This is a genomic window from uncultured Desulfovibrio sp., from assembly GCF_944324525.1.
In the GTDB taxonomy this organism is placed as follows: Bacteria; Desulfobacterota; Desulfovibrionia; order Desulfovibrionales; family Desulfovibrionaceae; genus Desulfovibrio.
Window position 1 is genome coordinate 1 of record NZ_CALUWS010000038.1, and the last position, 25,197, is coordinate 25,197.

Consider the following 25,197-nt stretch of genomic DNA (forward strand, 5'->3'; position numbering starts at 1 on the left):
ATGGTGGGCGTCAACGTGGGCATCTGCGCGCCGCATCCCTATGTGCCCTTCGGCGGCATCAAGGGGTCGCTGCTCGGGACGGACAAGGTGCAGGGCAAGGACGGCCTGGACTTCTTCACCCAGAACAAGATCACCACGGTGCGTACCTATGATCCCAGGGGCCAGAAGGGACAGGACGCGCCCAAGTCCGCTTCGGTCCGCTCCTGCGTGGCCTCCTAGCGGCCGGGCCTTCCCTCGGGACGTGATGCCGACGGCATGACGCCCGCGACGCGGACAGGCTCCGCACATCGTGCTTACGAGGGGCGGGGAGCCCGCTCTCCCCGCCCGTATCCGCTCTGATACAGCCCGTACGGCGCATTGCCGCCGGAGGAGATCTCGCCCCCGGTTTCAGGATACGCATCCCGACGCAATGGCGCCGGCCAGGACCGATTCATGCGGCTGCGCCGCATCAACCCGTTCTCTCTGGAGGATGCTCATGGCGAATACCCACCCCTCGCAACGCCTTGAAAAGACGCTCAAGCCCTCACAGGTCTGGGCGCTGGCCCTTGGTTGCATCGTCGGCTGGGGCTGCTTCGTGCTGCCCGGCGACTCCTTCCTGCCCAATTCCGGCCCGCTGGCCACGCTCATCGCCTTTGGCGTGGGCGCGCTGCTGCTCTGCTTCGTGGCCGTGGTCTACAGTTACATGATCGAATACTGTCCCGTGGCCGGCGGCGAATACGCCTATGCCTACATCGGCTACGGGCCGACGGCCGCCTTCATCTGCGGCTGGGCCCTGGTGCTGGGCTATGCGGTCATCATCTGCATCAACATCTCGGCCCTCGGCCTGCTGGTGCGCTTCCTGCTGCCGGGGGTCTTCGACTTCGGGGAGCTCTACACCATCGCCGGCTGGAAGGTCTATACCGGCGAAGTGCTGCTCATGTGCGCGGCCACGCTGTTCTTCGGCATTATGAATTACCGGGGCATCAGCATCGCCGGCACGCTCCAGGTCATCCTCGCCTTTGCCCTCAGCGTCGGCATCCTGCTGCTCTTCTTCGGCTCCACGTCGCTGGAGACCGCTCAGCTCAGCAACCTGAACCCCGTCTTCGCCGAAGGGCGTTCGCCCATGACCTCCATCCTGGCCATCGTGGCCATCTCCCCCTTCCTCTATGTGGGCTTCGACACCGTGCCGCAGGTGGCCGAGGAATTCTCCTTCTCGCCCAAGAAGGCCCGCAACATCATGCTGGCGGCCATCATCTGGGGCGGGCTGCTCTATGCCATGGTGACCTTTGCCGTGGCCATCGCCATCCCCTATCCTGAGATGCTGGCCAACATGGCCGCCCTCAAGGCCAAGGGCGAAACGGCCTGGGCCACGGGCGTGGTCTGCGAGATGGCCTACGGCAAGTTCGGCGCCGTGGTGCTGGCCACGGCCGTGCTGGGCGCTGTTTGCACCGGCATCAACGGCTTCTATGTGGCCACCACCCGCCTGCTGCTCAGCATGGCCCGCGGCGGCATCATCCCTCAGTGGTTCGCGGACATCCATCCCCGCTTCCACTCGCCTTACAAGTCCATCGTCTTCACCATCTGCATCGTGCTGCTGACGCCCTGGTGCGGCCGCGCCGTTGTGGGCTGGATCGTGGACATGTCCGCCGTGGGGACGGCCATCGCCTACCTGTACACCTGCCTTGCCGGCTACCGCCTGACCAGCAGCCAGCCGGCGGAGCAGCGCGGCAGCAAGCCGGTGATCTGCATCATCGGCGCGGCCGTTTCCATCATCTGCATCCTGCTCCTGCTGACGCCCGGCTCGCCCGCGCTCATCGGCGCGGCCCCGCGCTGGATCATGCTGGCCTGGATCACCCTTGGCGTGATCTTCTATTTCACCAAGCGGGCCGAATGGAGCAAGATCCCCGAAGAAGAGATGCGCGAACGCGTGCTCGGCAGCCGGGATCTGCCGGTCTTCTTCAAGAAGGACGCCGCATAGCCGGACAGCCATCGGCGGCATGCCGCCGCTCCTCAAGCGGGAGGCCCTGCGGGGCCTCCCTTTTTCATGTCCTGCCGCCGGGCTGTCGTCCCGCCGGGACAAAAAAACCACCCGGCTTGCGGATGGTCTTCGTGCGGAGATGCTCAGGCTTGCTGTCCGCTGCCCTTCGTCCATCCTGGCGTCCGCCCCTGCCGTCTGGCCAGGGCCAGCAGCTGGGGGCCCAGCATGACCAGCAGCACCGAACCGCAGATGAGCCCCACGCCGGAAAAGACCGCCGCCGTGCAGGGCTCATGGAAGACGATGATCCCCACCACCACGGCCGTGAGCGGTTCCATGACGCCGAGCACCGAGGCCAGGGTGGAGCCGATGCGCTCCACGGCCAGCACCAGCGTAAGGTTGCTGAGCAGCGCCGTGATGATGGCCAGCCCCAGCACATGGAGGAGCTCGTCCCAGGAGACGAGCAGACGGAAACTGTCCGTCAGCAGGGCGCTGATGAAGGACATGGCGGCCCCGAAGGCCAGCACCCAGAAGGTGACGGCCAGACCGCTCAGGCCCGGCTTGCGGGTGACGTGCAGGCCGATGATGTACAGCGCGTTGCAGAGGCTCGACAGCAGCGCCATCACGAAGCCCAGCAGGGAGACCTCGCCGCTCGTGCTGTCCCCGCCGAGCATGTAGACCCCGGCCACGGCCAGCGCGATGGACGCGGCGGTAATCCACGAGAAGCGTTCATGGAAGAAAAAGACCATGATCAACATGACCTGCACCGGATAGAGGAACTGGATGGTGGAGGCCATGCCGCTGGGCATGTGGCGGAAGCTCCAGAACAGGAGCAGCGCGGCCAGCAGGTAGAAGAGGCTCGACAGGCAGAGCCCGCCCAGCATGGGCAACGGCGCTCTGAAGCGCTCGCCGCGCAGACGCAGGATGAGCCCGAGCGTCAGGGACGCGATGAGAAAGCGGTAGAACAGGGCGCATTCGGCGCTCATGCCTCCCCGCATGAGGGGGATGCTGAAAAAGGGGATGAGGCCGAAGGTCGCCGAGGAAAACAAGCCGTAAAAGAAACCCATGTCCATGCACCTCCGCAGCGTTCGGGGGGAGTGTGCCCAAAACGGCAGCCGTCGACAAGAGGTTAGTGCTTTTTTTCTCAAATTCATTTTTTTTGTTGCGCCAGCCTCCCCTCCGCCTGCGGGGCCGGCTGTCGGAGGGAGCCGGCCGCATTGCAAGGCATGCGGCCCTGTGGCATACTGCGCCGCGTGCCGCACGGCGCAGATCCAGGGAAAAACCGTCTGCCCAGCCCGCCCTTGCGGGACATGCGTTACCCCGCACACGGCTTCCGGCGGAACGGTTTCGTATCCAGAGACCTTTCACCACAGGGAACGCCATGATCAGCTTGCAAGATTCTCCCGTCATCGTCGATGACGGCCACCTGCTCTCCGAAGAGGAAGCCGCCGCCCGCGGCATCGACTGCGCGGCCGCCCGCCGGGCCACCCTGGCCCACCGCATCCTCTCGGCCCACAATACCGCGCCGGAAGGGGAGACGACCCTGCGCCTGCGCTTCGATGCCCTAGCGTCCCATGACATCACCTATGTGGGCATCATCCAGACGGCGCGGGCCAGCGGCCTCAAGCGCTTCCCCGTGCCCTACGCCCTGACCAACTGCCATAACAGCCTCTGCGCCGTGGGCGGCACCATCAACGAGGACGACCACCTTTTCGGCCTGACCGCGGCCCGCAAGTACGGCGGCATCTTCGTGCCGCCGCATCTGGCGGTCATCCATCAGTACGCCCGCGAGATGATGGCCGGCTGCGGCAAGATGATCCTCGGTTCGGACAGCCATACCCGCTACGGCGCGCTGGGCACGATGGCCATAGGCGAAGGCGGGCCGGAGCTCGTGAAGCAGCTGCTCGGCAAGACCTATGACGTGCCCGCCCCGGAAGTGGTGCTCATCTGGCTGGAGAATGCGCCGCAGCCCGGCGTGGGCCCGCAGGACGTGGCGCTGGCCATCATCGGCAAGGTCTTTGCCGACGGCTTCGTCAAGAACCGGGTCATGGAATTCGCCGGGCCGGGCGTGGAAGGTCTTTCCGTGGAATACCGCTGCGGCATCGACGTGATGACCACGGAGACCACCTGTCTTTCCTCCATCTGGGTGACGGACGACAAGGTGCGCGAGTACCTGGCCCTGCACGGCCGCGAGGCCGATTACGCGCCCCTGCGGCCCGAAGGCCCGGCCTGCTATGACCGCCTCGTACGGGTCGATCTGGCCGCCGTGCCGCCCATGATGGCCCTGCCTTTCCATCCCAGCAACGTTTATCCCGTGGCCGAAGTGGCCCGCCACGGCGAGGAACTGCTCGCCGCCGTGGAAGCCGAGGCCGTGAAGCAGTTCGGCGCGGCGGGCGAAGGCCTCAAGCTGCGCGAAAAATTCCATGACGGCGGCCTGTGGACGGATCAGGGCATCATCGCCGGCTGTGCGGGCGGTTCCTTTGAGAACTGCTGCATGGCCGCGGCCATCCTGGACGGGCAGAGCACGGGCAACGGCGAGTTCTCGCTGTCCGTCTATCCGGCCAGCGAACCGCAGGCCCTGGCGCTGGTGCGTAACGGGGCCATCGCCAAGCTCATGGAAGCGGGCGCGGTCATCAAGAACGCCTTTTGCGGCCCCTGCTTCGGCGCGGGCGATACGCCCGCTCACGGGGCGCTCTCCATCCGGCACTCCACGCGCAACTTCCCCAACCGCGAAGGCTCCAAGCCCGGCAACGGGCAGGTGTCCGGCGTGGCCCTCATGGACGCGCGCTCCATCGCCGCCACGGCGGCCAACGGCGGCCGTCTCACTCCGGCCACGGAACTGGACTGGGACAGCGCGCGCCTCAGGAACGTCGATCTGAGCTACCGTTTCGATCCGCTGGTCTACGGACGCCGCGTCTACAACGGCTTCGACCATCCCGAAGCGGACGCCGAACTCAAGCGCGGCCCCAATATCGCCGACTGGCCGGCCATGAGCGCCCTGCCGCCGCATCTGCTGCTGCGCGTGGCCTCGGTCATCACGGACCCGGTCACCACCACGGACGAGCTCATCCCCTCCGGGGAAACGTCCTCCTTGCGTTCCAACCCGCTCAAGCTGGCGGAGTTCACCCTGTCGCGCAAGGACCCGGCCTATGTGGGCCGCGCCAAGGAGACGCAGGCTGTGGAAACGGCCCGCCTCGCCCAGGACGAGGCTACCGTCCGCGCCGCGCTGGAGACCTGGTGCGCGCCCTTCCGGGAGATCGAGCCCGCCCTCTGTGAAGCCATGCTGGCCGACCTGTCCCGCATCGGCATCGGTTCCGTGGTCTTTGCCCGCAAGCCCGGCGACGGCTCGGCCCGCGAACAGGCGGCCTCCTGCCAGAAGGTGCTGGGCGGCTGGGCCAACATCGCCGTGGAGTACGCCACCAAGCGCTACCGCTCCAATCTCATCAACTGGGGCATGCTGCCCCTGCTGGGCGATGCGGGACTGGCGGAGAGCCTTGCCGTCGAGGACTGCATCCTGCTGCCCGCCGTGCGCGAAGCCGTGGAAGCGAAGGCCAGCGAAATCGCCGGCTGGATACTGCCCGCCGACGGCGGCCCGGCCCGGCCCTGCACCTTCCGCCTCGGCGAGCTGACGGACGACGAACGGCAGATCATCCTCGACGGCTGCCTGATCAACTTCTACAACCGCTAGAGGCTGTTGACAGGCCCTCCCTCCTTTTCTCCGACGCATGTACGGAAGAAGGGGGGAGGACCTGCCTGAGTGATGGCCCCGTTCGCGAAGCGGGGTTGCTCCTGCAAGTCCGGGAAGGTGGTGCAAGCTCGGAAGCGCTAGGTTGCAAAAGTGCCATGAAAAATGTGCTCTTTTCCTTTTCCTGCTTTTGTGGCTGTTCCCTACTGCTATTATGCCTTTTTCATAAAGATGCGGGAATATGCTGAAACGAACTGCTTCTCCATCGAATCGCCATGCTACATAGCCAGAGTCTGCGCTATCTATGACAGTTTGTTTCTCTCTGGCCTATCATAACCGGCATTTTATAAAATACTTGATAACGCGACACACAAGCTGCTGTATGCCAGCAATATATTCGATATGCCCGACTCCAAGGTGTTCGGACCGGAAACGGTCCTCCAAGAAAGCTCACTTTACGGTGAGGACTGCACACGACTCTCAGCTCCGCCCGAACTGTGCACGCCCTGGAAAAAAGTCCGGTCCACGTTTTTCAGGTAGGCGGGCATGCCGGCGTTTTGTGTGAAAAAAGGCTTCGTTATTGCCGCACTGCTCCTGCTGTCCTCATCCGCCTGCGCTGAAGGTCGGTCCGGCGACATAAGAAATGCACCTGTTCAGGCCATGCGGGATCGGACGATGACACAAGACGTTTCGACGACAATGGCGGACAAGACGACCATCACCGCGGCACAAGCCCGAGAGTGTATCCGGAAGCGGTTCTCGCGTTTTTTGCAGGAGATCGGTGAGGAACATCTCTCGTTCCGTATGGGAGACATCGTTGCGGAAACGCCGGATGCCTATATCATCGAGGGATATCTTGTTCCCCGGGACGATGCGGAAGAAAGGCACTGGGGAGCCGTGCATAAAGTATCGGGCAGATGCGGCATCATCCATCCTCCTCTGGGACCGCGAATACCCCCCCAATTCCTGAGCAATTTTTCCTGGGAGCGCTGGCAGGTCTCTTTTTAGAGCCTTTTTCGCGTGAAAGGCCTTGCCTTTCACATCATGCGGCCTGTCGTTTCGCGGAAAAACGCGGTTTTCCGTCCATTTGGGGCCGGGTGACGCTGTACCGCCGCTCGCGTCATGTGTTTTTCAACGGCAAAACGCTCTGGTTCCCATACCCGGTACGGCGGGGCGGGCCGACAGTCCCGGCAGCGGCTCCGGCCGGATGACAGCGAACGGGGGACGTCCGCGCGCAGGCGTGATGACGTCCCCCGTGATATTTTCGGAAGTGTCCCCTGTCCCTCTGGACGGAGGAAGATGTTGCCGTCCGGCAGGAAATTATCCCCCTTACGGAGCGGCTCAGGCAAAGCTTACGGTCTTGCCGGGCATTATGTCGATGCAGCGGCAATCCAGGGCGCGCAGGCCCAGCTCACGCTTGAATTCCTCCGTATTTTGCGCCAGCACCGGGAAGGTGCCCCAGTGCATGGGGATGACGCTCTTGCAGCCGAGCAGCGCGCAGGCCTGCGCGGCCTGCCGGGCGTCCATGGTAAAAACGCCGCCCACGGGCAGCAGCGCCACGTCCAGCGGATAGAGCTGCCCCCAGAGAGCCATGCCGCTGAACAGACAGGTATCCCCGGCATGGTAGACCGTGAGGCCGTCGGGCGTGCGGATGATGTAGCCCGCCGGACAGCCGGATTCGCTGGAATGGAAGGCCGGGATCATGGTCACGGCAAAACCGGCGTGCTCCACCGTGCCGCCCATGTTGAAGCCGATGCCGTTGAGCAGCTGCGCCTGCGGCACGCCCTGGGCGACCAGTTTTTCCGCCGTGCCGACGATGGCCCCGAGCATGGCCCCGGTCTTGTTGCAGAGGCTCACGGCGTCGCCCACATGGTCCGCGTGATCGTGCGTCACCAGCACGATGTCCAGCGGGCCCAGACCGTCCGCATCCGTACCGGAGGCGGGCGTCAGGAAGGGGTCGATGCAGAGGCTGCGGCGCGCGCCGTCCACCTCGCTGCTGATGACGAAGGCCGAATGGCCGTACCAGGTGATGCTGCTCATGGTTGCTCCTTGTGTGCGGTCGTTTGCGGGACAGGGGCGTCGCCCCAGCGCCCGAGGGGATGGTCGATGGTCAGCTGATCGAGGATGCGGCCGCAAAACTGGTCGAGCATCTCGTCCAGCGTGCGGGGCTGCAGATAAAAGCCCGGCGAAAAGGGCATGATGACGGCTCCGGCTTCCTGCAAGGTCAGCATATTGCGCAGATGGATGCGGGAGAGCGGACTTTCCCGCGTCACCAGCACGAGCGGCCGCCGCTCCTTGAGGCAGACGTCCGCCGCCCGCTGCAGCAGATTGCCCGTCACCCCGGCCGCCAGCGCGCCCAGCGTATTCATGGAACAGGGCGCGATGACCATGCCGTCGTGCCGCCAGGAACCGCTGGCAGGGGGCGCGGCCATATCGTCCGCCGCGTGCGTCACATGCGCCAGCCGGGCGAAGGCGTCAGGCGGCGGGCCTCCCTCGGCCCTGAGGACGGCCTCGGCCCCCCGCGACAGGATGAGGTGCAGCTCCAGTCCGGGCAACGCCCGGCACTGCCGCAGGAAGCGCAGGGCCAGCGGCATGCCGCTGGCGCCGCTGACGCCGAGAAGAAGGGTTTTGCAAACCGTCATGCCGACAGTATAGGGGAGAACGGCCCGCCTTGACAGCCCGGGACGCAAGTTTTTTTCATTGACAAGACCAGCCCGGGAAGGCATGGTAGAGACCTGCGCGCCCGTAGCTCAGTTGGATAGAGCGTTGGCCTCCGGAGCCAAAGGCCACAGGTTCGAATCCTGTCGGGCGCGCCAGAGATTTCGGGGACGCACTTGTGTGCGTCCCTTTTTCTTTTCCTTTTGCCGATTGCTTCCGGCCCAGAACATCTGTATCAGCACAAGAATGGGCGTAAACGTGGCCGTTCCCGGCATGCGCCGCCTATCCCCGGCATGGCCCGCTCCCCGTCGAAAGCGCTTTTCAATCGAAAAGCAGTGAACACCTGCCGGCATGAAGGGGATATTTCCCAAATCATCATATGCACACGAGGAGTAAGAGCGTGTCACAAGATTTTATCGATACGATGTTCATCACGACCTTGCAGCCGCGCGGGACGGAAAAAGACTGCGGCCTCGTCTCCGGGTACTGCATCTTGGGGACAGGCCCCATTTCTTCCCTGCTGTCCTCCATAACGGATTTTTTCGGCATGAAATCCAATGCCTTTTCCGCGAAAGCCAAGGAAGCCGAAAAGATCGCGCTGGACATGATGAAGCGTGAAGCCCTGCAGCGCGGCGCCAATGCCGTATACGGCGTGCGCATCAACCTTACCGAGGCCACTTCAGGGCAGGGGATGCTGATGGTGTCCGTCTCCGGCTCCGCCATGATCGTAAGTTAGGGCGTGTTCTCTTTTTCAAAGATAACACGCCCTGACGGGGCGGCCGTCTGCATTATACGGCATGGCGCGCCCGGTGACGGGCGATATCCTCCACCGTGCAGAGCGGCATGTCGTGCTGCCGGGCATAGGCGGCCGCCTCATCACGCCGGGCCATGCGGCCGTCCGGCAAGGTCAGCTCACAGAGCAATCCGCAAGGCCGCAAACCCGCAAGCAGCATGAGATCGATGACCGCCTCCGTGTGGCCGCGGCGCTCCAGCACGCCGCCGGGCCTGGCCCGCAGCGGGAAGACATGGCCGGGGCGGCGCAGGTCGGCGGGGCGGGCCTGCGGCTGGATGGCCGCCTGCACCGTACGCAGCCTGTCGGCGGCGGAAACGCCGGTGCTCACGCCTTCGGCGGCCTCGATGCTGACGGTGAAGGCGGTCTGCTGGCGATTGGTATTCCGCGCGCACATGGGCGGCAAGTCCAGACGCGCGCAGGCCTCCTCCGTCAAACAGAGGCAGACGATGCCGCTGCCGTCCCGGATGAGGCGGGCCATCTGGGCCTCGGTGCAGGATTCGGCGGCATAGATGATGTCCGCCTCGTTTTCCCTGTCTTCATCATCAAGGACCAGCACGCCCTTTCCGGCGCGCAGGGCGTCAAGCGCCGCCTGCAGGCGCTGCTCGGGAGATCTGGCCAGAAATGCGGCGGGGGCATCCGACGTGGCAGGTACAGCCGGTGCAGCGGTGACGGAAGGGGAGACAAGAGGGGAGTGGGAAGAAAACTGATGCATAAACCAAACTCCGTGGTCTGATATACGGCATCAGGGCGCGCAGCCAGACACGACACGCGTGTCCGCTGCCAACAAGATACTCTTTCATCCGGACTGTTACCGTCGGCACCGGATTCACACCGGTTCTGCTGACCCTCGCTGGAGGCGCTCGCGGGCTTGTGGCGCGGCCCACACGACCAACACCCATCACCGCCGGTGGGGACTTGCACCCCGCCCTGAGTTGCCCCCTGCCTAGCACGGCTCCCGCTCAGGAGCAAGAGCAATTCCCCATTGAAAATGTGGATTGCTCTGGTAGTCGCGAGAGCGGCTAGCCGCAAGCGAACACACGGAAAAACCACGCTTTTTCCACAGGTAAGGGCAGCGTCCGCAGGGAAATTGACCACAATTTCCATGAGAATCCGCTTAGGGCCTGTCAACACTATTCGCTGTCTGTTTGGGGGGAAGGGGAACCCCTCGCTCTGCTGTCGATGCCTGTAAGGCCTTACGGCCTAACAGGCACGGCCCTACGGACCGCCTTTCGGTCGCGCTCTGCTGTCGATGCCTGTAAGGCTCCTTCGTCGCCTAGCGGACACGGCCCTGCGGGCCGCCCGTTGGATCGCCGCCGGCGCTGGAGGGGTTCCCCTTCCCCCATCTCTTCCCCAGCGTGCTTTTACCGGGGGAAGAGTCAGGGAAACGAGGCAACCCCGCCTCTATGGCAAGCGGAGTGTGTACGGGAGACAAGGCTTATATATTGAAATTATTTGTAAAACTAGTGTCAACAGGCCCTAAGGCGCGCCCCGGCCCGCTTCAGCGGAAAAGGCCGGGAGCAGTCGCTCCCCGGCTGGAAGGAGGACGATAGCGGGCAGCTCACGGGAGAGAAGGCAATTTCCCGGAGCGGCTTTTTTTGTTAGATCAGGTCAAGGTAAGGCTCCATACGCTTTCTCGGTCCGGCAGGCGCATCACGAGTATCCGCCTCTTTACGCCGCGAGCCGCCTGCTTTCCGAATAGCAAAACGCGTACTAACCATCCCCAAAATAGGTTGTGATGCAGGCAGTCGCCAGCCACAGCAGGCTCAAGCAAAAGTGCACGAACAGCAACTTTCGCCTCAATGCCCATCGGCACAAACAAAGCCATATCCCAGACAGAAACCAGACGATCAAAATCGTAAGATGAAGCAGGTACAGACATTCCGAGTCGTAATACCACACGTTGGCCACCGGCCCTTCACTGCCCCACAGGTACGCGTATTCTTCCGGTTCGCTGTGGACTATCCAGACTTCGCTTGCCCATAACGCCGTCATGAGGGCACAAACAAGCAGCCAGAGACATTCCCCGAGAGAAAGTTTGAAGGAGAAAATTCTATTATTCATGCTAGTTCCCGGGATATCTCACTTCCAGCCGCATATCTTTACCATATTTTCTGAACCGTTGGGCAAATGCTTCCATGCCACGAACAAGATCGATACATCCACGAGATCCAGGGACATCGCCGCCGTGTATGCTCATCCCTGTTCTTCCATATGTATTCGTTCCCGCTTCAGGCTCAAGCCAAATACGGTGATTGCCCCATGATTTGCTGCCGCCGGGCCAGGTCCTCATTCCAATGAAACCATACGGACGCTCCTGATACCTGTCTTGCTTCACACTATACCAGCCTGCGGGGATAGGCCCTTCATCTTTCTTTTTTTGCGCTTCGACACTATAATTTTTTACCGTCAAATACTCCTCTGAACCTGAATAGGCAGGCCATGACGTTGAAATTTTCCCCTGATTCCAATACAGCCTCTCACCATCGAACAAAAGCGTCACTACTTCAGTGGAAACTGAAATATTCTCTGATAAAGAAGGGGTACTTTGATAGAGCGATAGCTCAATAAAAGAACATGCATTCCACTGCATATCACCATATACATAATTAATAAATTCATCATATCGCATAGAGTCAACAGGAAGACCACGCGCTTTTGCAAGGTTGTACAAAGTATCAACCTGTTCTTGTGAGAAAAATTCATGTTCGAGCGGCATATATGCACCTCCAAATGTCTTTCCATTGCAAGAGGCCTTACAAATCCGTCACGGCAAGGGAAGGTCCGAGAACTTCAGGATTAGGCTTGCCGGCATTGAGCTTTGCCTTTGCCGGTTCCCTCTGGGTTCCCCCTGCATACGGCATGTTTTGAGGGCCTCAAACCCTCCGGACGGGCGGAGGGCACATCGACGCCCGGCGAGGCGTTTCCCCGTCGGCAGGAAACGTCCCCGGCAAGGTTCTCCTGGCCTTTCCGGGCCACGACCGCAACAAAAGACTATCAAATAAGTAAAAAAATATAAATAGCGTCAAGAGCGTTTTACCCTTGAACTTGAAAAGGACGGCACACGAGGCGGCAGCACAACGTCTTCCGACCCACCAAGGGCGGAAAAACCGCGTTTTTCTCGCGATACGACAAACCGTATGGTTAACGCTTCGCGCTTCAGCAGGAAATGATCAAGCGTCCCGAAAGAAGAGACCATGTGCGGCAATACCTTGCGACGGCCCGAATGCTGAACGTGCATTGTCGTTTTTGCCGTCATCTATGCGCAATGTCCCGCAGCCAGGCTAGCTGCCGGACATTGCGTATGCAGGGCAACAGGGGCTTTCACGCTGTGAGACAGCGAATGGCGCGGCCAGCGTTTTTGAGCGGATTCTCATGGAAATCGTGGCCAATTTCCCTGCTGACGCTGCCCTCAGACTACGGAAAAAGCGTGGTTTTTCCGTGTGTTCGCTTGCGGGTAGTCGCTCTCGCGACTACCAGAGCCATCCCCATTTTCAATGGGGAATTGCTCTAACCGCGCCGGCGCTCTTGTGCCTGCAGCGCATCCGGCTGCGTCGAGGCCTGTTGCAAACGGATGACAGGGCGGTCGGCCTCGCTCAGGCCGGCGTAGTATTCGCGCAGTATCTCCAGCACTTCAGGACGTCCGAAGTGATCGGGCACGGGCTGGCCTTCCGAAAGCAGCTTGCGCAGCCGGGTGCCGGAAAGGATGACCCGCTCCTCCGGCCCGTGCGGGCAGGTGCGCAGGCTGGCCATGCCGTCACAGGCCGTGCAGTAGAACGTCCAGTCCAGCGGCAGGGCCTGCGTGTGCAGGCGCTTGGCCGGATCGGAAGGCTGGGGGATATGGCGGAAGATCTCCTGCGCCTCGAAGAGGCCGTAGTAGTCCCCCACGCCGGCATGATCCCGGCCCACGATGAGACGGGAAATGCCGTAGTTCTGGCGGAAGAGCGCATGGAGCAGGGCCTCGCGCGGGCCGGCGTAGCGCATGTCCAGCGGATAGCCCGCCTGGATGACGTGCTGCGGCACGAAATAACGCCGTACCAGCGTGTCGATGCAGCGCAGGCGCACAGCCGCCGGGATGTCGCCGGGCTTCAGTGCGCCCACCAGCGAATGGATGACCACCCCGTCGCAAACTTCCAGCGCGATCTTGGCCAGGTATTCATGCGAGCGGTGCATGGGATTGCGCAACTGCAGAGCCGCCACGTCCCGCCAGCCCCGCGCATGCAGCGCCTCGCGCAGGGGCAGCGGATCAAGAATGAGATCCGGGAACTGTTCCGCCATGCGGCTATGGGCCAGCACGCGCAACGTTCCGGCCACATTGTACGGCTGCTGCGCCAGTACCATCCGCACGCCGGGATGGTCGTCGGGGGCCGTCTCCCAGAAGCGATCCGAAGCCGGGCCGCGCCCGCGAAAGACCTGCTCGCACTCCCGGCGGCGGTCATCCGCCGTCAGGGGCCAGACTTCCTCCACCTGCATGATGGCCAGACAACTCCCCTCGCGCCAGAGTGCCGCCTCCTGCCCGGGACGCAGCGCCGCCGCGACCTCTTCCGCCACGTCCAGCGTGATGGGCACAGGCCAGAACGTGCCGTCGGCCAGGGTCATGTCCCGACAGACGCTCTGCCAGTCCTCCCGCCCCATGAAACCGCGCAGGGGCGAAAAGGCCCCGTTGCCCAACATGAGGATATCCCCCTCGGCGCGGGAACTGACCTCGATGCGCGGCAGACTGGCGGCACGGGCCAGCAGTTCCGCCGCTTCTTCCGGGGGAACCTGACAGCACTGCAGGCCGCGTCCGCCGTGCGGCGGCGGCAGCTGCCCGGCTGTTTGCGCTTCAGACGCACGGGGATCACGAGGCATGACGGTGGAAAGCATGGCGGGACCTCCTCAGGGATGATTTACCGTCGATCCTGCCAGACTTGCCGGAAAAAAGCGAGCGGAGCTTTCCCGCTGCCGGTGGGTCGTCTTTGCGCGGCTCTCGCCTTTTCCCGTACGTGAAGGATGGGGGCCCAAGATAAAAGCGCGCTGGGGAAGAATGGGGGATTGGGGGAAGGATGGCGAGAACGCCTTTTCTCGCTTCGCTGTGAAAAGGCTGGGCCTCCCGCGCAGGCGGCGACCGAAAGGCGGCCGTAGGCCGTGCCCGTTAGGCGACGCAGGAGCCTTACGGGCATCGACAGCAGAGCGCGACCGAAAGGCGGCCCGTAGGGCCGTGCCTGTTAGGCCGTAAGGCCTTACAGGCATCGACAGCAGAGCGAGGGGTTCCCCTTCCCCCCAAACAATGAACAGGGGCAACAGGCCTTAGTCGTTCTCGCGTTCGCTTTCCTCGTCCGCGTTGCCGCGTCCGCCGTGGCTGTCCGGCGCGGGCGTGCTGCGCCGGGGATGTTCGCGCACACGGCGTGTGGATACGGTCTTGCGTGCGGGCTTGCTCTCGGCGGACTTGCCGTCGGCGGCCTTTTCCGGGCGGGCGGTGGACGCCGCATCAGCGGTCGCCGCCTGAGCGGCAGCGGTCTTTTCCGCCGGGGCGGCTTCCGTGCCGGCTTCGGGAGCGGCCGGGCGGGCGGTGATGGCGCGCAGCTTGCGCGTCTGCAGACGCCGCAGCACGAACTCCTGCGGCTTCATGCCTTCCGGCACGGCGGAGAGCGGGAACTCGGCCCGCGCCAGACGCCGGTGGCCGCCGGCCGAGCCGACATCGTAGAAGCAGGCGTCCGCCATGCGGCCGATATCGCGGCTGCCGTCGCCTCGGAAGATCACGACCACGGTATTCTTGGCCGCAATGCCGCTGACGGCTATCCAGCGCAGGCCGTGTACGCGGGTAAAGAAGTCCGCCACGGCCACCAGCAGATCGGAGCTGCTGACTTCCCCCAGCCAGGCCTGCGCTCCGGCCCCCCGGCAGTCCACCAGCGAGCGGAAGGCGCGGCTGAAGAGCGGCAGCCACTCCCGCAGGTATTCACTGCGCAGGATGCGCCGCAGGATGGCGGTATCCGCATAGCGGGACAGCCACTGATAGGCGCGGAAATCATCCTCGCCGCCGCTGCGCTCGAAGGCGGCGGTATCGGTACGGATGCCGTAGAGCATGGCCGTGGCCAGCAGGGGAGCGGGCGTGATGCGCAGGCCCTGCAGATAACGCGTCATCATGCTTGAGGTCGCGCCCACGTCGGGCCGCACGTCGTAAAGCTGCGCCCCTTCATAGGGTTCCGGCGGCAGGGGATGATGGTCGATGACCAGGCTGAAGGGAATGTCCTTGAGGCTGACGTGATGATGCGGCTGGGAGTCCACCACGGCAAAGCGATCGTAGGAGGCGGCCTTTTCGGGCTGCCACGCCTTCACCGGGATGTGGAGATACCGAATCATGGCCAGGTTGTCGGGTCGCGTGACCTCGTTGACGCGCATGATGTCCACGGCCTTGACCCTGTGCTGCATGATGCGCTTGAGGGCCATTGCCGCCGCCAGCGCATCCGGATCGGCCACAATAAGGATGCACCAGCGTTCTTCCTTGCTCAGGGTGTGCCGCCATTGACGCATGGCTGCGACAAGAGGCGATGTGGCGCTCATGCGACGCTCCTGCTCTGCTTTGCTCGTGACGGGGAGGGCTACGACGCGAGACCGCGCAGCCGGGCCAGCACGGGCAGGGATTCTTCCAGCGCCCGCCAGCGGAAAATCTCCAGCAAGTGGACAGCCCCGGCGGACAGGCGCGGCATCAGCTCACGCAGCAGGACATGCTCCTCCTCCGTGAGGCGGGTCAGCGCGGCATGCGCATCCCGCCCGCAGGGCGCGCTCCAGTGCAGCAGGGCCGCACGCGACGGCAGGGCGCTTGTCCGCAAGGCATGTTGAGCATAGCCCAGAAGGTGTCCGACGTCCAGACAGAAGCCGAGACCGGCCTCGTCCAGAAAGCCTTCACCCAGCTCCAGCACGTCGCAATTGTAGGTATTCTCCAGCAAAAGCGGGATGTCATGGTATTCGCGCCAGAAACGGGCGGCATGCCGCAGCAGCTCCTGACGGACGTCCGTCGGGGCGTTGGGGGCATGCAGCACGGCGCAGCGCGGCGCAAGGAAGGCGATCTTGTCCAGCAGACGCTGTACCGCGTCCAGCGCGGGGCGGCAGGCCGCCGCCGAGGCGGTCTCCGGCCACGGCAGGTCAAAGGGCAGGTGCACATGCCAGCGCAGGGGCAGATCCCGCAGATCCGGCGGCAGGTCCCGCTCCGTATAGGCCAGACAGGCGGCGTTCTCGAAAAAGCAGAGCGCCACCTCTTCCACCCGGCCGGCCAGGAAGCGGACGTTCCCGGCGACGCTCTCCGGCAGCACGAAGGACGGCGCGGCCACGGGCGCGGGGGAAGAGGGCAGGGGAGGGAGCTCGTCCCGATCCGTGGTCATCGTCCCCCTCCCACATCGCTGGCCGCCAGCATGCAGGGGGCCGGAGGCAGGGCCTCCAGCGCGTTGCGCCAGCGCAGCAGACGGCGGGCAAGGGCGGGCGCGTTCATGTCGTAACGGTCATGCGCCGCGGCGCGCAGGGTGGCGTACATGTCCTCGGCAAGCACGATCTCCGCTTCGCCGGGCAGTTGGCCGGCTGCGGCGGCCGCGCTCTCATCCGCCTTTCCGCCCGGCGCGGCGGCATGATGCCGCAGGTTCGCGTCCAGAAAGCTGTCGCGAAAGACGCTCAGGGCCTGCTCCCGCACCGGACGGCCCAGATGACGGGCCAGACGCCGTATCTGCGCTTCCGGCGCGCACAGCAGGGTGTCATAATCCACCACGAGGACAGGCAGACCCTCGCAGCCCTCCAGGGCGTCCAGGGTATGATAGAGCCAGAGCCGCCAGCCCTGCGCCGCCGAAAAGCCGTTGCGCGACGTGAGCGACGCGGCCACATGGGCCGGATGACGCAAGGCAAGGCAGACATGCAGGGCGCAGCCCGCCGCCAGAAAGATGGGCCGCCAGAAGGTGAGCAGACGGCTCATGCGCGGCTCCTTGAAGGCGAGGGCCGCGGGCAGGGGCTCGCCCCGCTCCGCCGCCTGACCGTCGGCGGCCTGCCCCCGCTCCCGGATGAGCGCCAATGCGGCCTGGCCGTACTCCGAAGTGGCCAGTCCCCGCAAACGGCCCTGCAGGCCGCGAAAGCTCACCGGGCTTTCCCAGCTTGCGCCCAGTTCCTTGAGCAGCGCCCGATTGCCCGCATTGATGTCGGCATCCTCAAAAAATCCTTTGGGATTGCAAGGATGCGCGGGGAGCAGGCGCTCCCCCAGACTGATGCCCAGCACGGGCAGCGCCCGGGCCAGCACGCTGGTGCCGCTGCGATGCATGCCCAGCACCAGCGTGAGATGGCGTTTTTCCTGCGCGGTCATCAGGCCATGATCTCCTGACCGCTCCAGCCGTGGGCCTGCGCCGCGGCACGGGTCGTGGCGCCGCCCAGCACGCAGATCACGCCGGCCTTGGCCACCTCTTCCAGCACGTCCGCCATTTCGAGGAAGTCTCTGGCCGTGGTGGCGAGGATCTCCTCGCGCATCCGCTGACGCAGTTCCTCCGTATCGCCGGACAGATACCGGGACAGGGCCTGGGCCCCGCGGGCATCCGGCAGGAGGTAGGCGTCCAGATCGCCGATGGCGCCCACGATGGCCCGCTCCAGCTGATCGGCATCGGGAGCGTTGGCCCGCAGGAAGGCGGGCAACTCGTCATAGGCGCGCAGGGTCTCCTCCACGTTGGGATCGCGATAGGAGGCCAGCACCAGATTGCCGCCCAGACGGTCCAGCGTGCACATGGCCCCGTACGCGCCGCCGCGCACCCGCACCCGCTCCCAGAGGTAGCCCATGCGCAGGGAACGCAGCACCACGCTCATGGCCCCGCGGTACGGATAGCCCAGGTCGATGAGATTGGCCGCCTTGCCCACATAGTTGACCTGCGCCGGCGCAAAGAAGGCTTCGGCATCGGGCAGATCCAGCGGCTGCACGGCAACGGGTTCGCCCGTCCGCACGTCCGGCAGGCTGCGCAGCAGCCGGGCGCCTTCCTCTTCCACACGGTGCAGGGCGGTGCTCTCGCCGGTCACGTCCAGCAGCGCGCCGGGCCGGGCCACCACATGCTTGCGCAGGGTCTCCAGATCGGCCAGCAGGCTCTGCGGGTCCCGCTCCAGCCGTTCAAGAAGACGGCGCACCTCCTGCAGGTAGCTCAGACCGGACGTCCGTTCGGCCAGCCGTCCCAGCTCGGTGAAGTGAGCCCGCAGACGCAGCCCCACGGCCGCATGGCCCGCCGCCACAAGGCCGTGCTCCAGCCGGGCCTTGTCTTCCAGCAGCATCTGGCCCATGCGCTCCAGCAGCACATCGCTCTCCCGCAGAGGCTCAAGCAGGATCTCCCGGAAAATGTCGAACAGATCGGGGATCTTGTCCTGTACGGCCTTGCCCATGACGCCCAGATAGCGCACCGCGCCCCGGCCTTCCCGGTGGGTGGTCAGCACCATGTCCGCGCCCACGCCGCCGGTCTTGGCGGCCATGTGCGCGCCCAGTTCCGTAAAGTCGCGCCGGGCCGTCCCGACCTCGGTCAGGCAGCGGGCAAAAAGAGGCAGCAGCGGCTGCAGGGCATGCGGCACCGTATCCAGCGGCAGCAGCAGTCCGACATAGGCGATGCCCTGCGTGGACAGCTCATGGCAAAGCAGGGTGTTGCCGGACGACAGGCTCCGGCCGGCGATGGGCAGCGGCGTATTGCGCGGCGGCATGTCCGCCACATGCAGATTGGGGATGGTGGCCAGAGCCTCGGGGCTGTCGGGCGCTTCCTGCGCCGCCTGCAGCCGGGCGGTCTCGCTGACCAGCCGCTGCCGGGCCTGCGCATCGCAAGCTTCCTGCGCCTTCCGCAGCCGGGCGGCTTCGGCATCCAGCCGGGCCTTCTCCAGCCCGTGATCCGGCAGCAGCACCACGGTGGCGCGATGGGCATTGTCGAGGAAGTGGGTACGGATGGCGTCCTCGAACAGTTTTTCGCCGGCGGCAAGGCGCTCCTTGATGGTCGCCAGCGGCGCTTCCCAAGCCAGCGCGGCCAGCGGGTCGCCGTCATACAGCCAGGTGGAAAGCGCCTGTATCATGGCCGCCAGCCCGCGCGGGAAGCGGCCGGAATTGTTCTCGCGGTAGGCGAATTCCACGCTGTTGACGGCGGCCTCCACGGCGGAGGCGGGGATGCCTTCTTCCACAAGGCAGGCCAGCGTCTCGAAAATGAGCAGTTCGGCCTCCGGCACCTTGCGCGGATCAACGCCCTTGAGGCCCGTGGAGTAGTACATTTGCCGCAGGTCGGTCTCCAGACCGCAGCCCGTGGTATCCTCGCCCAGCCCGGAAGCGATGAGCGCCCGGCGCAGAGGCGAGCCCGGCAGTCCCTCGAGGATATGCTCGAGCATCTCCATGAGCAGGGCCTGATACACGTCGCCCCGTTCGCCGAGCAACCAGTTGACCGTGAACAGCGCGCGTTTCTCGCCTTCGGCCGCGGCATAGGGCACCTCGATCTGCCGGGGCGTCTCGCGGCGCGGCTGCAGGGGCACGGCGGAATCCACCGGCCGGGCGGCATAGCCCTCCAGCACCTCGGCCACGCGGCGCAGGCGTTCCTCTTCGGGATCATCTCCCCAGAAGAAGAAACGGGCGTTGGAAGGATGGTAGTAGCGGGCATGGAAATCCCGGAAAGCCTCGTAGGTCAGGTCCGGGATCACTTCAGGATTGCCGCCGGAATCCAGGCTGTAGAGCGTGTCCGGGAAGACGGCCTGCTGGCTCTGTTCCGCCAGCACGGAATCCGGCGAAGAGTAGGCCCCCTTCATCTCATTGTAGACCACGCCCTTGTACGACCACGGCTCGTCGGGAGACTCGGCCTCGATGTGCCAGCCCTCCTGCCGGAAGATGTCCTCGCTGATGCGGGGATGGAAGACGGCGTCCATATAGACGTCCATAAGATTGTAGAAGTCCTGCAGGTTGGCGCTGGCCACGGGATAGCAGGTCTTGTCCGGGAAGGTGAAGGCATTGAGGAAGGTCTGCAGCGAGCCCTTGAGCAGCTCCACGAACGGCTCCTTGACCGGATACTTGTCCGAACCGCAGAGCACGGAATGCTCCAGGATATGGGCGACCCCCGTGGAATCCGCCGGCGGCGTGCGGAAACTCACGCCGAAGCATTTATTTTCGTCGTCATTGCTGATGGAAAGCAGTTGCGCTCCGGTCACGGCATGCCGCCAGAGGCGTGCCGTGCCGTGGACTTCCTGCATGGCGCGTTCGGTGAGAAGCTCAAAGCCGTATGTCTTCATGTGTCGTCCTGTGGGGCTGTCCGCGGCTTTTCCAGCGGGGGAGGGCCGCGCGATGTCGAGTGCAGGCAGTATACGGATTGTGCCGCGCTTTGCAACGTCCGCCGCCTGCCCATTTTCTGGACAGGTGACAATGCCGGGACGGCGCATCTGTTCATTTTTTATACAGAATGTTACAAACCTGGCCCGGTTTAGGGCATTTTCCGGCTGGCACGCCCGATGCAAGAGCGGGGACGACATTTTCCCCAGTGGGCAGAGGGGGTTCCCCATGACACGCAGACAGTTTTTTGCCGCCCTTGGCTTTTCCTGCGCCGGCCTGGCGCTCATGAACACGCTCCCCGGCACGGCGCACGCCCGTTACGGCGACGGGACCGGCCCCGACGGCAACGGCCCCCGCAACGGCAGGGATTGTGACGGCAGCGGCCCCGGCAACGGCCCGCGCGACGGACGCGGACGCGGGCAGGGGCGCGGACAGGGCGGCGGCAATTACCGGTCCCGGAACAATGACGCAGGCGGCTACGGGCCGTGTGACGGCTCCGGGCCCGGCTATGGCCCACGCGACGGCAGCGGCCCCCGACAGGCCGCCCCCCGGGGATAGCGCATTCCCCACCGCCTTCCGGCCGCCGCCAGTGACGGCCATGCGGGGCGTTTCCCCCTTTGCGCTGTGAGGCTCCCGCTTCCGGTCGCAGGCCAAGGCTCCCTTGTCACAGGGAGCCTTTTGGCGTTCCCGCCCCTCACGACGGCCTCCCGCAGGGCGCCGGGGCCCGCGCCTTTCTGCGGCGCAGGCCCGCAAAAAGCGGCACCGGCCATCGAGCCGGACGGCATCCAGCCTCTTGCCATTTTTTCGCATCCGGGCTAGATTGCCGCGTTCATCAAGCACACTCCGGCAGCGGCCCGGGGTGCTCGCCGCGGCGGAAGCGTCCGCACGGCGGGTTGCAGGGTCAGGGCCGGGGTGGAAGACAACAACCCTTTGGAGGATCGAACAATGGCTTATGTCAGCATGAAGCAGATGCTGGAGACCGGCGTGCACTTCGGGCATCAGACCCGCCGCTGGAACCCCAAGATGCGTCCCTACATCTTCGGCGCCCGTAACGGCATCCATATCATCGACCTGCAGCAGACCGTGAAGCTCTTCCGCGTGGCCTACGACAAGGTGGTGGACACCGTGGCCAAGGGCGGCAAAGTGCTCTTCATCGGCACCAAGCGTCAGGCTCAGGAAGCCGTGGCCACCGAAGCCACCAAGGCCGGTCAGTACTACGTCACCAACCGCTGGATGGGCGGCACCCTCACCAACTTCGTGACCATCCAGAAGAGCGTGGACCGCCTGAAGAAACTGGAAGGCATGTTTGCCGACGGCAGCATCAACCGTTACCAGAAGAAGGAAATCCTCCTGCTGGAACGCGAGATGCAGAAGCTGGAGCAGACCCTCGGCGGCATCAAGAACATGGACCGTCTGCCGCAGCTCGCCTTCATCATCGACCCCAACCGCGAAGACATCGCGGTCAAGGAATGCCGCAAGCTCGGCATCCCGATCGTGGCCGTGACCGATACCAACTGCGACCCCGACGTCATCGACTACATCATCCCCGGCAATGACGACGCCATCCGCGCCATCAAGCTCTTCGTGACGGCTTTCTCCGAAGCCTGCCAGGAAGGCGCCGCCATGTCCAAGGGCGAAGTGAACGCTGAAGAGGCCATGCAGAAGGCCGCTGAAGCCGTCGAAGGCGCTGCCGAATAACTGTTGCCGGAGCCGACAGCTCCCCGGACGGCGCGTGACGGGACTCCTCCCGCCACGCGCCTGCCGTCCCCGGCGGAAAGGACGCCCGGCGCGCTTTCCGCCTTCCGTATTTTTGCCGCAACCGGCCATGCCGGATACATGGAGAAGAAAAAATGGCTATTTCCGCTAGCTTGGTGAAAGAACTGCGCGAAAAGACCGGCGCGGGCATGATGGACTGCAAGAAAGCTCTCGTGGAAGTGGAGGGCGATCTGGAAAAGGCCGTGGACTGGCTGCGCCAGAAGGGCATGGCCAAGGCCGCCAAGAAGTCCGGCCGCGCCACCAGCGAAGGCCTCGTGACCGTGGCCGCCAGCGCCGACGGCAAGCATGTGGCCATGGCCGCGCTGCTCTGCGAGACCGACTTCGTGGCCCGCGGCGAGCAGTTCGAAGCCCTTGCCCTGAAGGTCGCCCAGAGCGTGCTGGACGCCAATCCCGCTGATGCCGACGCCCTGCAGGGCATCATCGGCGACGAAGTGACCCAGCTCATCGCTTCCGTGGGCGAAAACATGCAGCTCGGCAAGTTCACCCGCCACAGCAAGGCCGGCGAGGGCGACGTCATCGGCCAGTACATCCACGCCAACCGCAAGATCGGCGTGCTGGTGGACCTGCACTGCGGCAAGGCCGAGACCGCCGAAAAGGAAGAAGTGAAGGAACTGGCCAAGAACGTGGCCATGCAGGTGGCCGCCGCCAACCCCATGGCGCTGGATGCCGACAGCCTTGATCAGGAAGCCGTGGCCCGTGAGCGCGAAGTCTACCGCCAGAAGGCTCTGGAAGAAGGCAAGCCCGCCCAGATCGTGGACAAGATCGCCGACGGCGCCGTGAAGAAGTTCCAGAAGGAAGTCTGCCTGCTCGAACAGCCCTACATCCGCGACGACAAGAAGAGCGTGGCCGATGTGGTGCGCGAAGTGGCCAAGGCCGTGGGCGACGACATCAAGGTGGCGGGCTTCACCCGCATCCAGCTTGCGGCTGAATAAGGCGCGCATGACTGGCAAATGCCGGACGGAACGCTTTTACGTTGTTGAACGAAGGGGGGCTTGCGCCCCCCTTTTTTTGTAACACTTCGCGGCATAGCGTAACGCCGTGTAACCACCGCAAAGAGCGCGCACCGCGCGCGGGAGTCAACAAACATTATGTGGGATATGACGTGGGTCGCCGATCCGTCGGCCTGGGCCGGTCTGGGAACGCTGGTCCTGCTGGAAGTCGTGCTGGGCATCGACAACCTTGTTTTCATCTCCATCCTCACCCAGCGCCTGCCGGAACGCCAGCGGCGGCATGCCTTCCTCACCGGTCTGGGCCTTGCGCTGGCCATGCGGCTCGTCCTGCTGTCGGCCATCGCCTGGATCGTGGGCCTTACCGAACCCATTTTCAGCCTGGCGGGCAAGGCTTTCTCCTGGCGAGATCTCATCCTCATGGCCGGGGGCGTGTTCCTCCTCTTCAAGGGTACCATGGAGCTGCACGAACGCCTCGAAGGCCACATGCTGGATTACAGCGCTCAGGACGGTCACGCCAACTTCTGGCAGGTCATCGCCCAGATCCTCGTGCTCGATGCGGTCTTCTCGCTGGACTCCATCATCACCTCCGTAGGCATGGTCAGCCATGTCCCGGTCATGATGCTCGCCGTCATGGCGGCCATGGGCGTCATGGTGCTGGCCGCCGCGCCCCTGACCAGCTTTGTGGAAAAGCATCCCACGGTCATCATCCTCTGTCTGGGCTTCCTGCTCATGATCGGTCTGAGCCTCGTCATGGACGGTCTGGGCTTCCATCTGCCCAAGGGCTATCTCTACGCGGCCATCTGCTTCTCCGTGCTGGTGGAATGCTGCAACCAGATCGCCTTGCGTAACCGGCGCAAGCGCATCAGCATGCGCGACATGCGCGAATCCACGGCCCGCGCCGTGCTGGGCCTGCTGGGCGGCAGCCGCTACGGCGAGGAAGAAGCCCGGCTGGATGCCGCCGCCCTGGCCACCGAGCCCGACAGCGAAGCCATCTTCGCCCCTGAAGAACGCGATATGGTGGCCCGCGTCATCCGCCTGAGCGGCCGCACCGCCCGCTTCATCATGACCCCCCGCCAGCGCGTGCGCTGGCTCGCCAGCGACGCCGACCGGGAAACGGCCTGCGCCTTTGCCGCCTCCTCGCCGCTGGCCTGGCTGCCCGTGCTGGATACGGACCATGACGAGGTGCTGGGCGTCGTCCACGCGGGCGATCTGGCCGCCAGCGCCGACGGCGACAAGACGGCATGGTCCCTGAAACCCCTGCTGCGCCACGCCCCCGATATCTTCGAGCACGCCGGCCTGTCCGACCTGCTGGAGATCTTCCGCAACGACCCCGTGCCGCTGGCCTTCGTCCGCGACGAATACGGGAGCGTCGTCGGCGTCATCACGCCCAACGACCTGCTCGGCGTGCTGGCCGGACAAATGGGCGACATGCCCGCCGGGCCGGAAGCCTGCCGCCAGCCCGACGGCAGCTGGCTCATGCCCGGACGTCTCTCCGTGGACGCCGTGACCGCCTGGCTCAATATCCGCATCCCCGCCCGCAGCAGCAGCGCCACCCTCGCCGGGCTGCTGCTCGAAAAGATGGGCCACATCCCCACGGAAGGCGAGACCTGCCGCCTCGACGACTGGACCATGGAGATCCGCCGCATGGACGGCCAGCGCATCGAAGAAGTCCGCGCCGTCCGCCGCGAAGCGTAAGAGCCGCCGTCGCGTTGCGTTTTTTTGCGGGGGAAAGGGGGGACTTTTTGCAAAAAGTCCCCCCTTTCCCCCGCGCCCCCATTCCCCTTCAAAAAATCCTGTTCGGGAGGATGGCAGGGAGCATGCCCCCGGCGGGACGTCCCCTGACCGATGGTCCCCCGACAGGCCCCTGAGCCTTTTCCGTTTGAAGCGCTTTGCGTTGCAAACTATACGGCCTGTCGCCGCTTTTCGCCCATGCCGCCGGGGGACTGACGGCCGGAGGACGCCTTGCGCGGGCCGTTTGCCCGTCATCCCCCCCGCGCCCCCTTTCCCCTTCAAAAAATCTTGTTCGGGAGGATGGAGGGAGCATGCCCCCGGCGGGACGTCCCCTGACCGATGGTCCCCCGACAGGCCCCTGAGCCTTTTCCGTTTGAAGCG

19 protein-coding genes, 1 tRNA gene, 1 pseudogene and 1 riboswitch are annotated in these 25,197 nt (G+C 64.5%); of the genes and pseudogenes, 10 read left to right on the forward strand and 11 right to left on the reverse strand.

The window, feature by feature from the left end; all coding sequences use genetic code 11:
• Both Q0K12_RS09480 and Q0K12_RS09485 read left to right on the forward strand, forming a co-directional pair.
• Nucleotides 1-219 (forward strand): annotated as a pseudogene (locus Q0K12_RS09480) (methylmalonate-semialdehyde dehydrogenase (CoA acylating)); the annotation flags it as partial.
• A 256-nt stretch (nt 220-475) separates the two neighbouring features.
• On the forward strand, nt 476-1,957 hold the full coding sequence (locus Q0K12_RS09485; RefSeq protein ID WP_297228410.1) for an APC family permease: 1,482 nt from the start codon (nt 476-478) through the stop codon (nt 1,955-1,957).
• 143 nt (nt 1,958-2,100) lie between these two features.
• Here Q0K12_RS09485 and Q0K12_RS09490 read toward each other — a convergent pair whose 3' ends face one another.
• Complete coding sequence (locus Q0K12_RS09490) at nt 2,101-3,027, reverse strand: DMT family transporter (protein WP_297262340.1); 927 nt, start codon at nt 3,025-3,027, stop codon at nt 2,101-2,103.
• A gap of 308 nt (nt 3,028-3,335) precedes the next feature.
• On the opposite strand from Q0K12_RS09490, the gene Q0K12_RS09495 reads away from it, so the two are divergent.
• Complete coding sequence (locus Q0K12_RS09495; protein WP_297262342.1) at nt 3,336-5,642, forward strand: hydratase; 2,307 nt, start codon at nt 3,336-3,338, stop codon at nt 5,640-5,642.
• A gap of 543 nt (nt 5,643-6,185) precedes the next feature.
• Entirely contained in the window at nt 6,186-6,647 is a 462-nt protein-coding gene (locus tag Q0K12_RS09500) for a hypothetical protein (protein WP_297262344.1), read from the forward strand.
• Nucleotides 6,648-6,980: 333 nt separating this feature from the next.
• On the opposite strand, the gene Q0K12_RS09505 is transcribed toward Q0K12_RS09500, so the two are convergent.
• Nucleotides 6,981-7,679: a metal-dependent hydrolase gene (locus Q0K12_RS09505; RefSeq protein ID WP_297262346.1), complete on the reverse strand. Its 699-nt coding sequence runs from the start codon at nt 7,677-7,679 to the stop codon at nt 6,981-6,983.
• A complete protein-coding gene (locus Q0K12_RS09510; RefSeq protein ID WP_297262348.1) occupies nt 7,676-8,281 on the reverse strand; it encodes a UbiX family flavin prenyltransferase in 606 nt (201 codons plus the stop codon). Before Q0K12_RS09510 ends, Q0K12_RS09505 begins: the two co-directional genes overlap by 4 nt.
• Before the next feature lie 97 nt (nt 8,282-8,378).
• Here Q0K12_RS09510 and Q0K12_RS09515 point away from each other — a divergent pair.
• A tRNA-Arg gene (locus Q0K12_RS09515) sits at nt 8,379-8,455 on the forward strand.
• Between the two features lie 242 nt (nt 8,456-8,697).
• A complete protein-coding gene (locus tag Q0K12_RS09520) occupies nt 8,698-9,033 on the forward strand; it encodes a heavy metal-binding domain-containing protein (RefSeq protein ID WP_297262350.1) in 336 nt (111 codons plus the stop codon).
• 52 nt (nt 9,034-9,085) lie between these two features.
• On the opposite strand, the gene ribB is transcribed toward Q0K12_RS09520, so the two are convergent.
• The 8 genes from ribB to Q0K12_RS09560 form a co-directional block, all read right to left on the reverse strand.
• Complete coding sequence (ribB, locus tag Q0K12_RS09525) at nt 9,086-9,802, reverse strand: 3,4-dihydroxy-2-butanone-4-phosphate synthase (protein ID WP_297262352.1); 717 nt, start codon at nt 9,800-9,802, stop codon at nt 9,086-9,088.
• A 72-nt stretch (nt 9,803-9,874) separates the two neighbouring features.
• Nucleotides 9,875-10,029: riboswitch (FMN riboswitch) on the reverse strand.
• A gap of 664 nt (nt 10,030-10,693) precedes the next feature.
• Nucleotides 10,694-10,969, reverse strand: coding sequence for a hypothetical protein (locus Q0K12_RS09530; protein WP_297262354.1), 276 nt, complete (start codon nt 10,967-10,969; stop codon nt 10,694-10,696).
• 183 nt (nt 10,970-11,152) lie between these two features.
• A complete protein-coding gene (locus tag Q0K12_RS09535) occupies nt 11,153-11,806 on the reverse strand; it encodes a tlde1 domain-containing protein (protein ID WP_297262357.1) in 654 nt (217 codons plus the stop codon).
• 791 nt (nt 11,807-12,597) lie between these two features.
• The gene (gene sat, locus Q0K12_RS09540; protein WP_297262359.1) at nt 12,598-13,953 is read right to left on the reverse strand and encodes a sulfate adenylyltransferase; all 1,356 of its coding nucleotides are present in this window, start codon (nt 13,951-13,953) and stop codon (nt 12,598-12,600) included.
• Between the two features lie 423 nt (nt 13,954-14,376).
• A complete protein-coding gene (locus Q0K12_RS09545) occupies nt 14,377-15,630 on the reverse strand; it encodes a DHH family phosphoesterase (protein ID WP_297262361.1) in 1,254 nt (417 codons plus the stop codon).
• 38 nt (nt 15,631-15,668) lie between these two features.
• Entirely contained in the window at nt 15,669-16,448 is a 780-nt protein-coding gene (gene cbiR, locus Q0K12_RS09550; RefSeq protein ID WP_297262363.1) for a cobamide remodeling phosphodiesterase CbiR, read from the reverse strand.
• Nucleotides 16,445-17,407, reverse strand: a complete 963-nt coding sequence (locus Q0K12_RS09555) for a glycosyl transferase family 1 (protein ID WP_297262365.1) — start codon at nt 17,405-17,407, stop codon at nt 16,445-16,447. The genes cbiR and Q0K12_RS09555 overlap by 4 nt, the downstream gene beginning before the upstream one ends.
• A complete protein-coding gene (locus tag Q0K12_RS09560; protein ID WP_297262367.1) occupies nt 17,407-20,322 on the reverse strand; it encodes an insulinase family protein in 2,916 nt (971 codons plus the stop codon). Before Q0K12_RS09560 ends, Q0K12_RS09555 begins: the two co-directional genes overlap by 1 nt.
• Before the next feature lie 265 nt (nt 20,323-20,587).
• Between Q0K12_RS09560 and Q0K12_RS09565 the strand changes: the two genes are divergently transcribed.
• The 4 genes from Q0K12_RS09565 (at nt 20,588) to Q0K12_RS09580 (ending at nt 24,780) form a co-directional block, all read left to right on the forward strand.
• Nucleotides 20,588-20,917, forward strand: a complete 330-nt coding sequence (locus Q0K12_RS09565) for a hypothetical protein (protein ID WP_297262369.1) — start codon at nt 20,588-20,590, stop codon at nt 20,915-20,917.
• Between the two features lie 387 nt (nt 20,918-21,304).
• On the forward strand, nt 21,305-22,057 hold the full coding sequence (gene rpsB, locus Q0K12_RS09570) for a 30S ribosomal protein S2 (RefSeq protein WP_297262371.1): 753 nt from the start codon (nt 21,305-21,307) through the stop codon (nt 22,055-22,057).
• Nucleotides 22,058-22,209: 152 nt separating this feature from the next.
• Nucleotides 22,210-23,067 carry a translation elongation factor Ts gene (gene tsf / locus Q0K12_RS09575; protein WP_297262372.1) on the forward strand — a complete coding sequence of 286 codons (858 nt, stop codon included), beginning with the start codon at nt 22,210-22,212 and terminating at the stop codon, nt 23,065-23,067.
• 156 nt (nt 23,068-23,223) lie between these two features.
• Nucleotides 23,224-24,780, forward strand: coding sequence for a transporter associated domain-containing protein (locus Q0K12_RS09580; RefSeq protein WP_297262374.1), 1,557 nt, complete (start codon nt 23,224-23,226; stop codon nt 24,778-24,780).
• Nucleotides 24,781-25,197 lie beyond the last annotated feature (417 nt).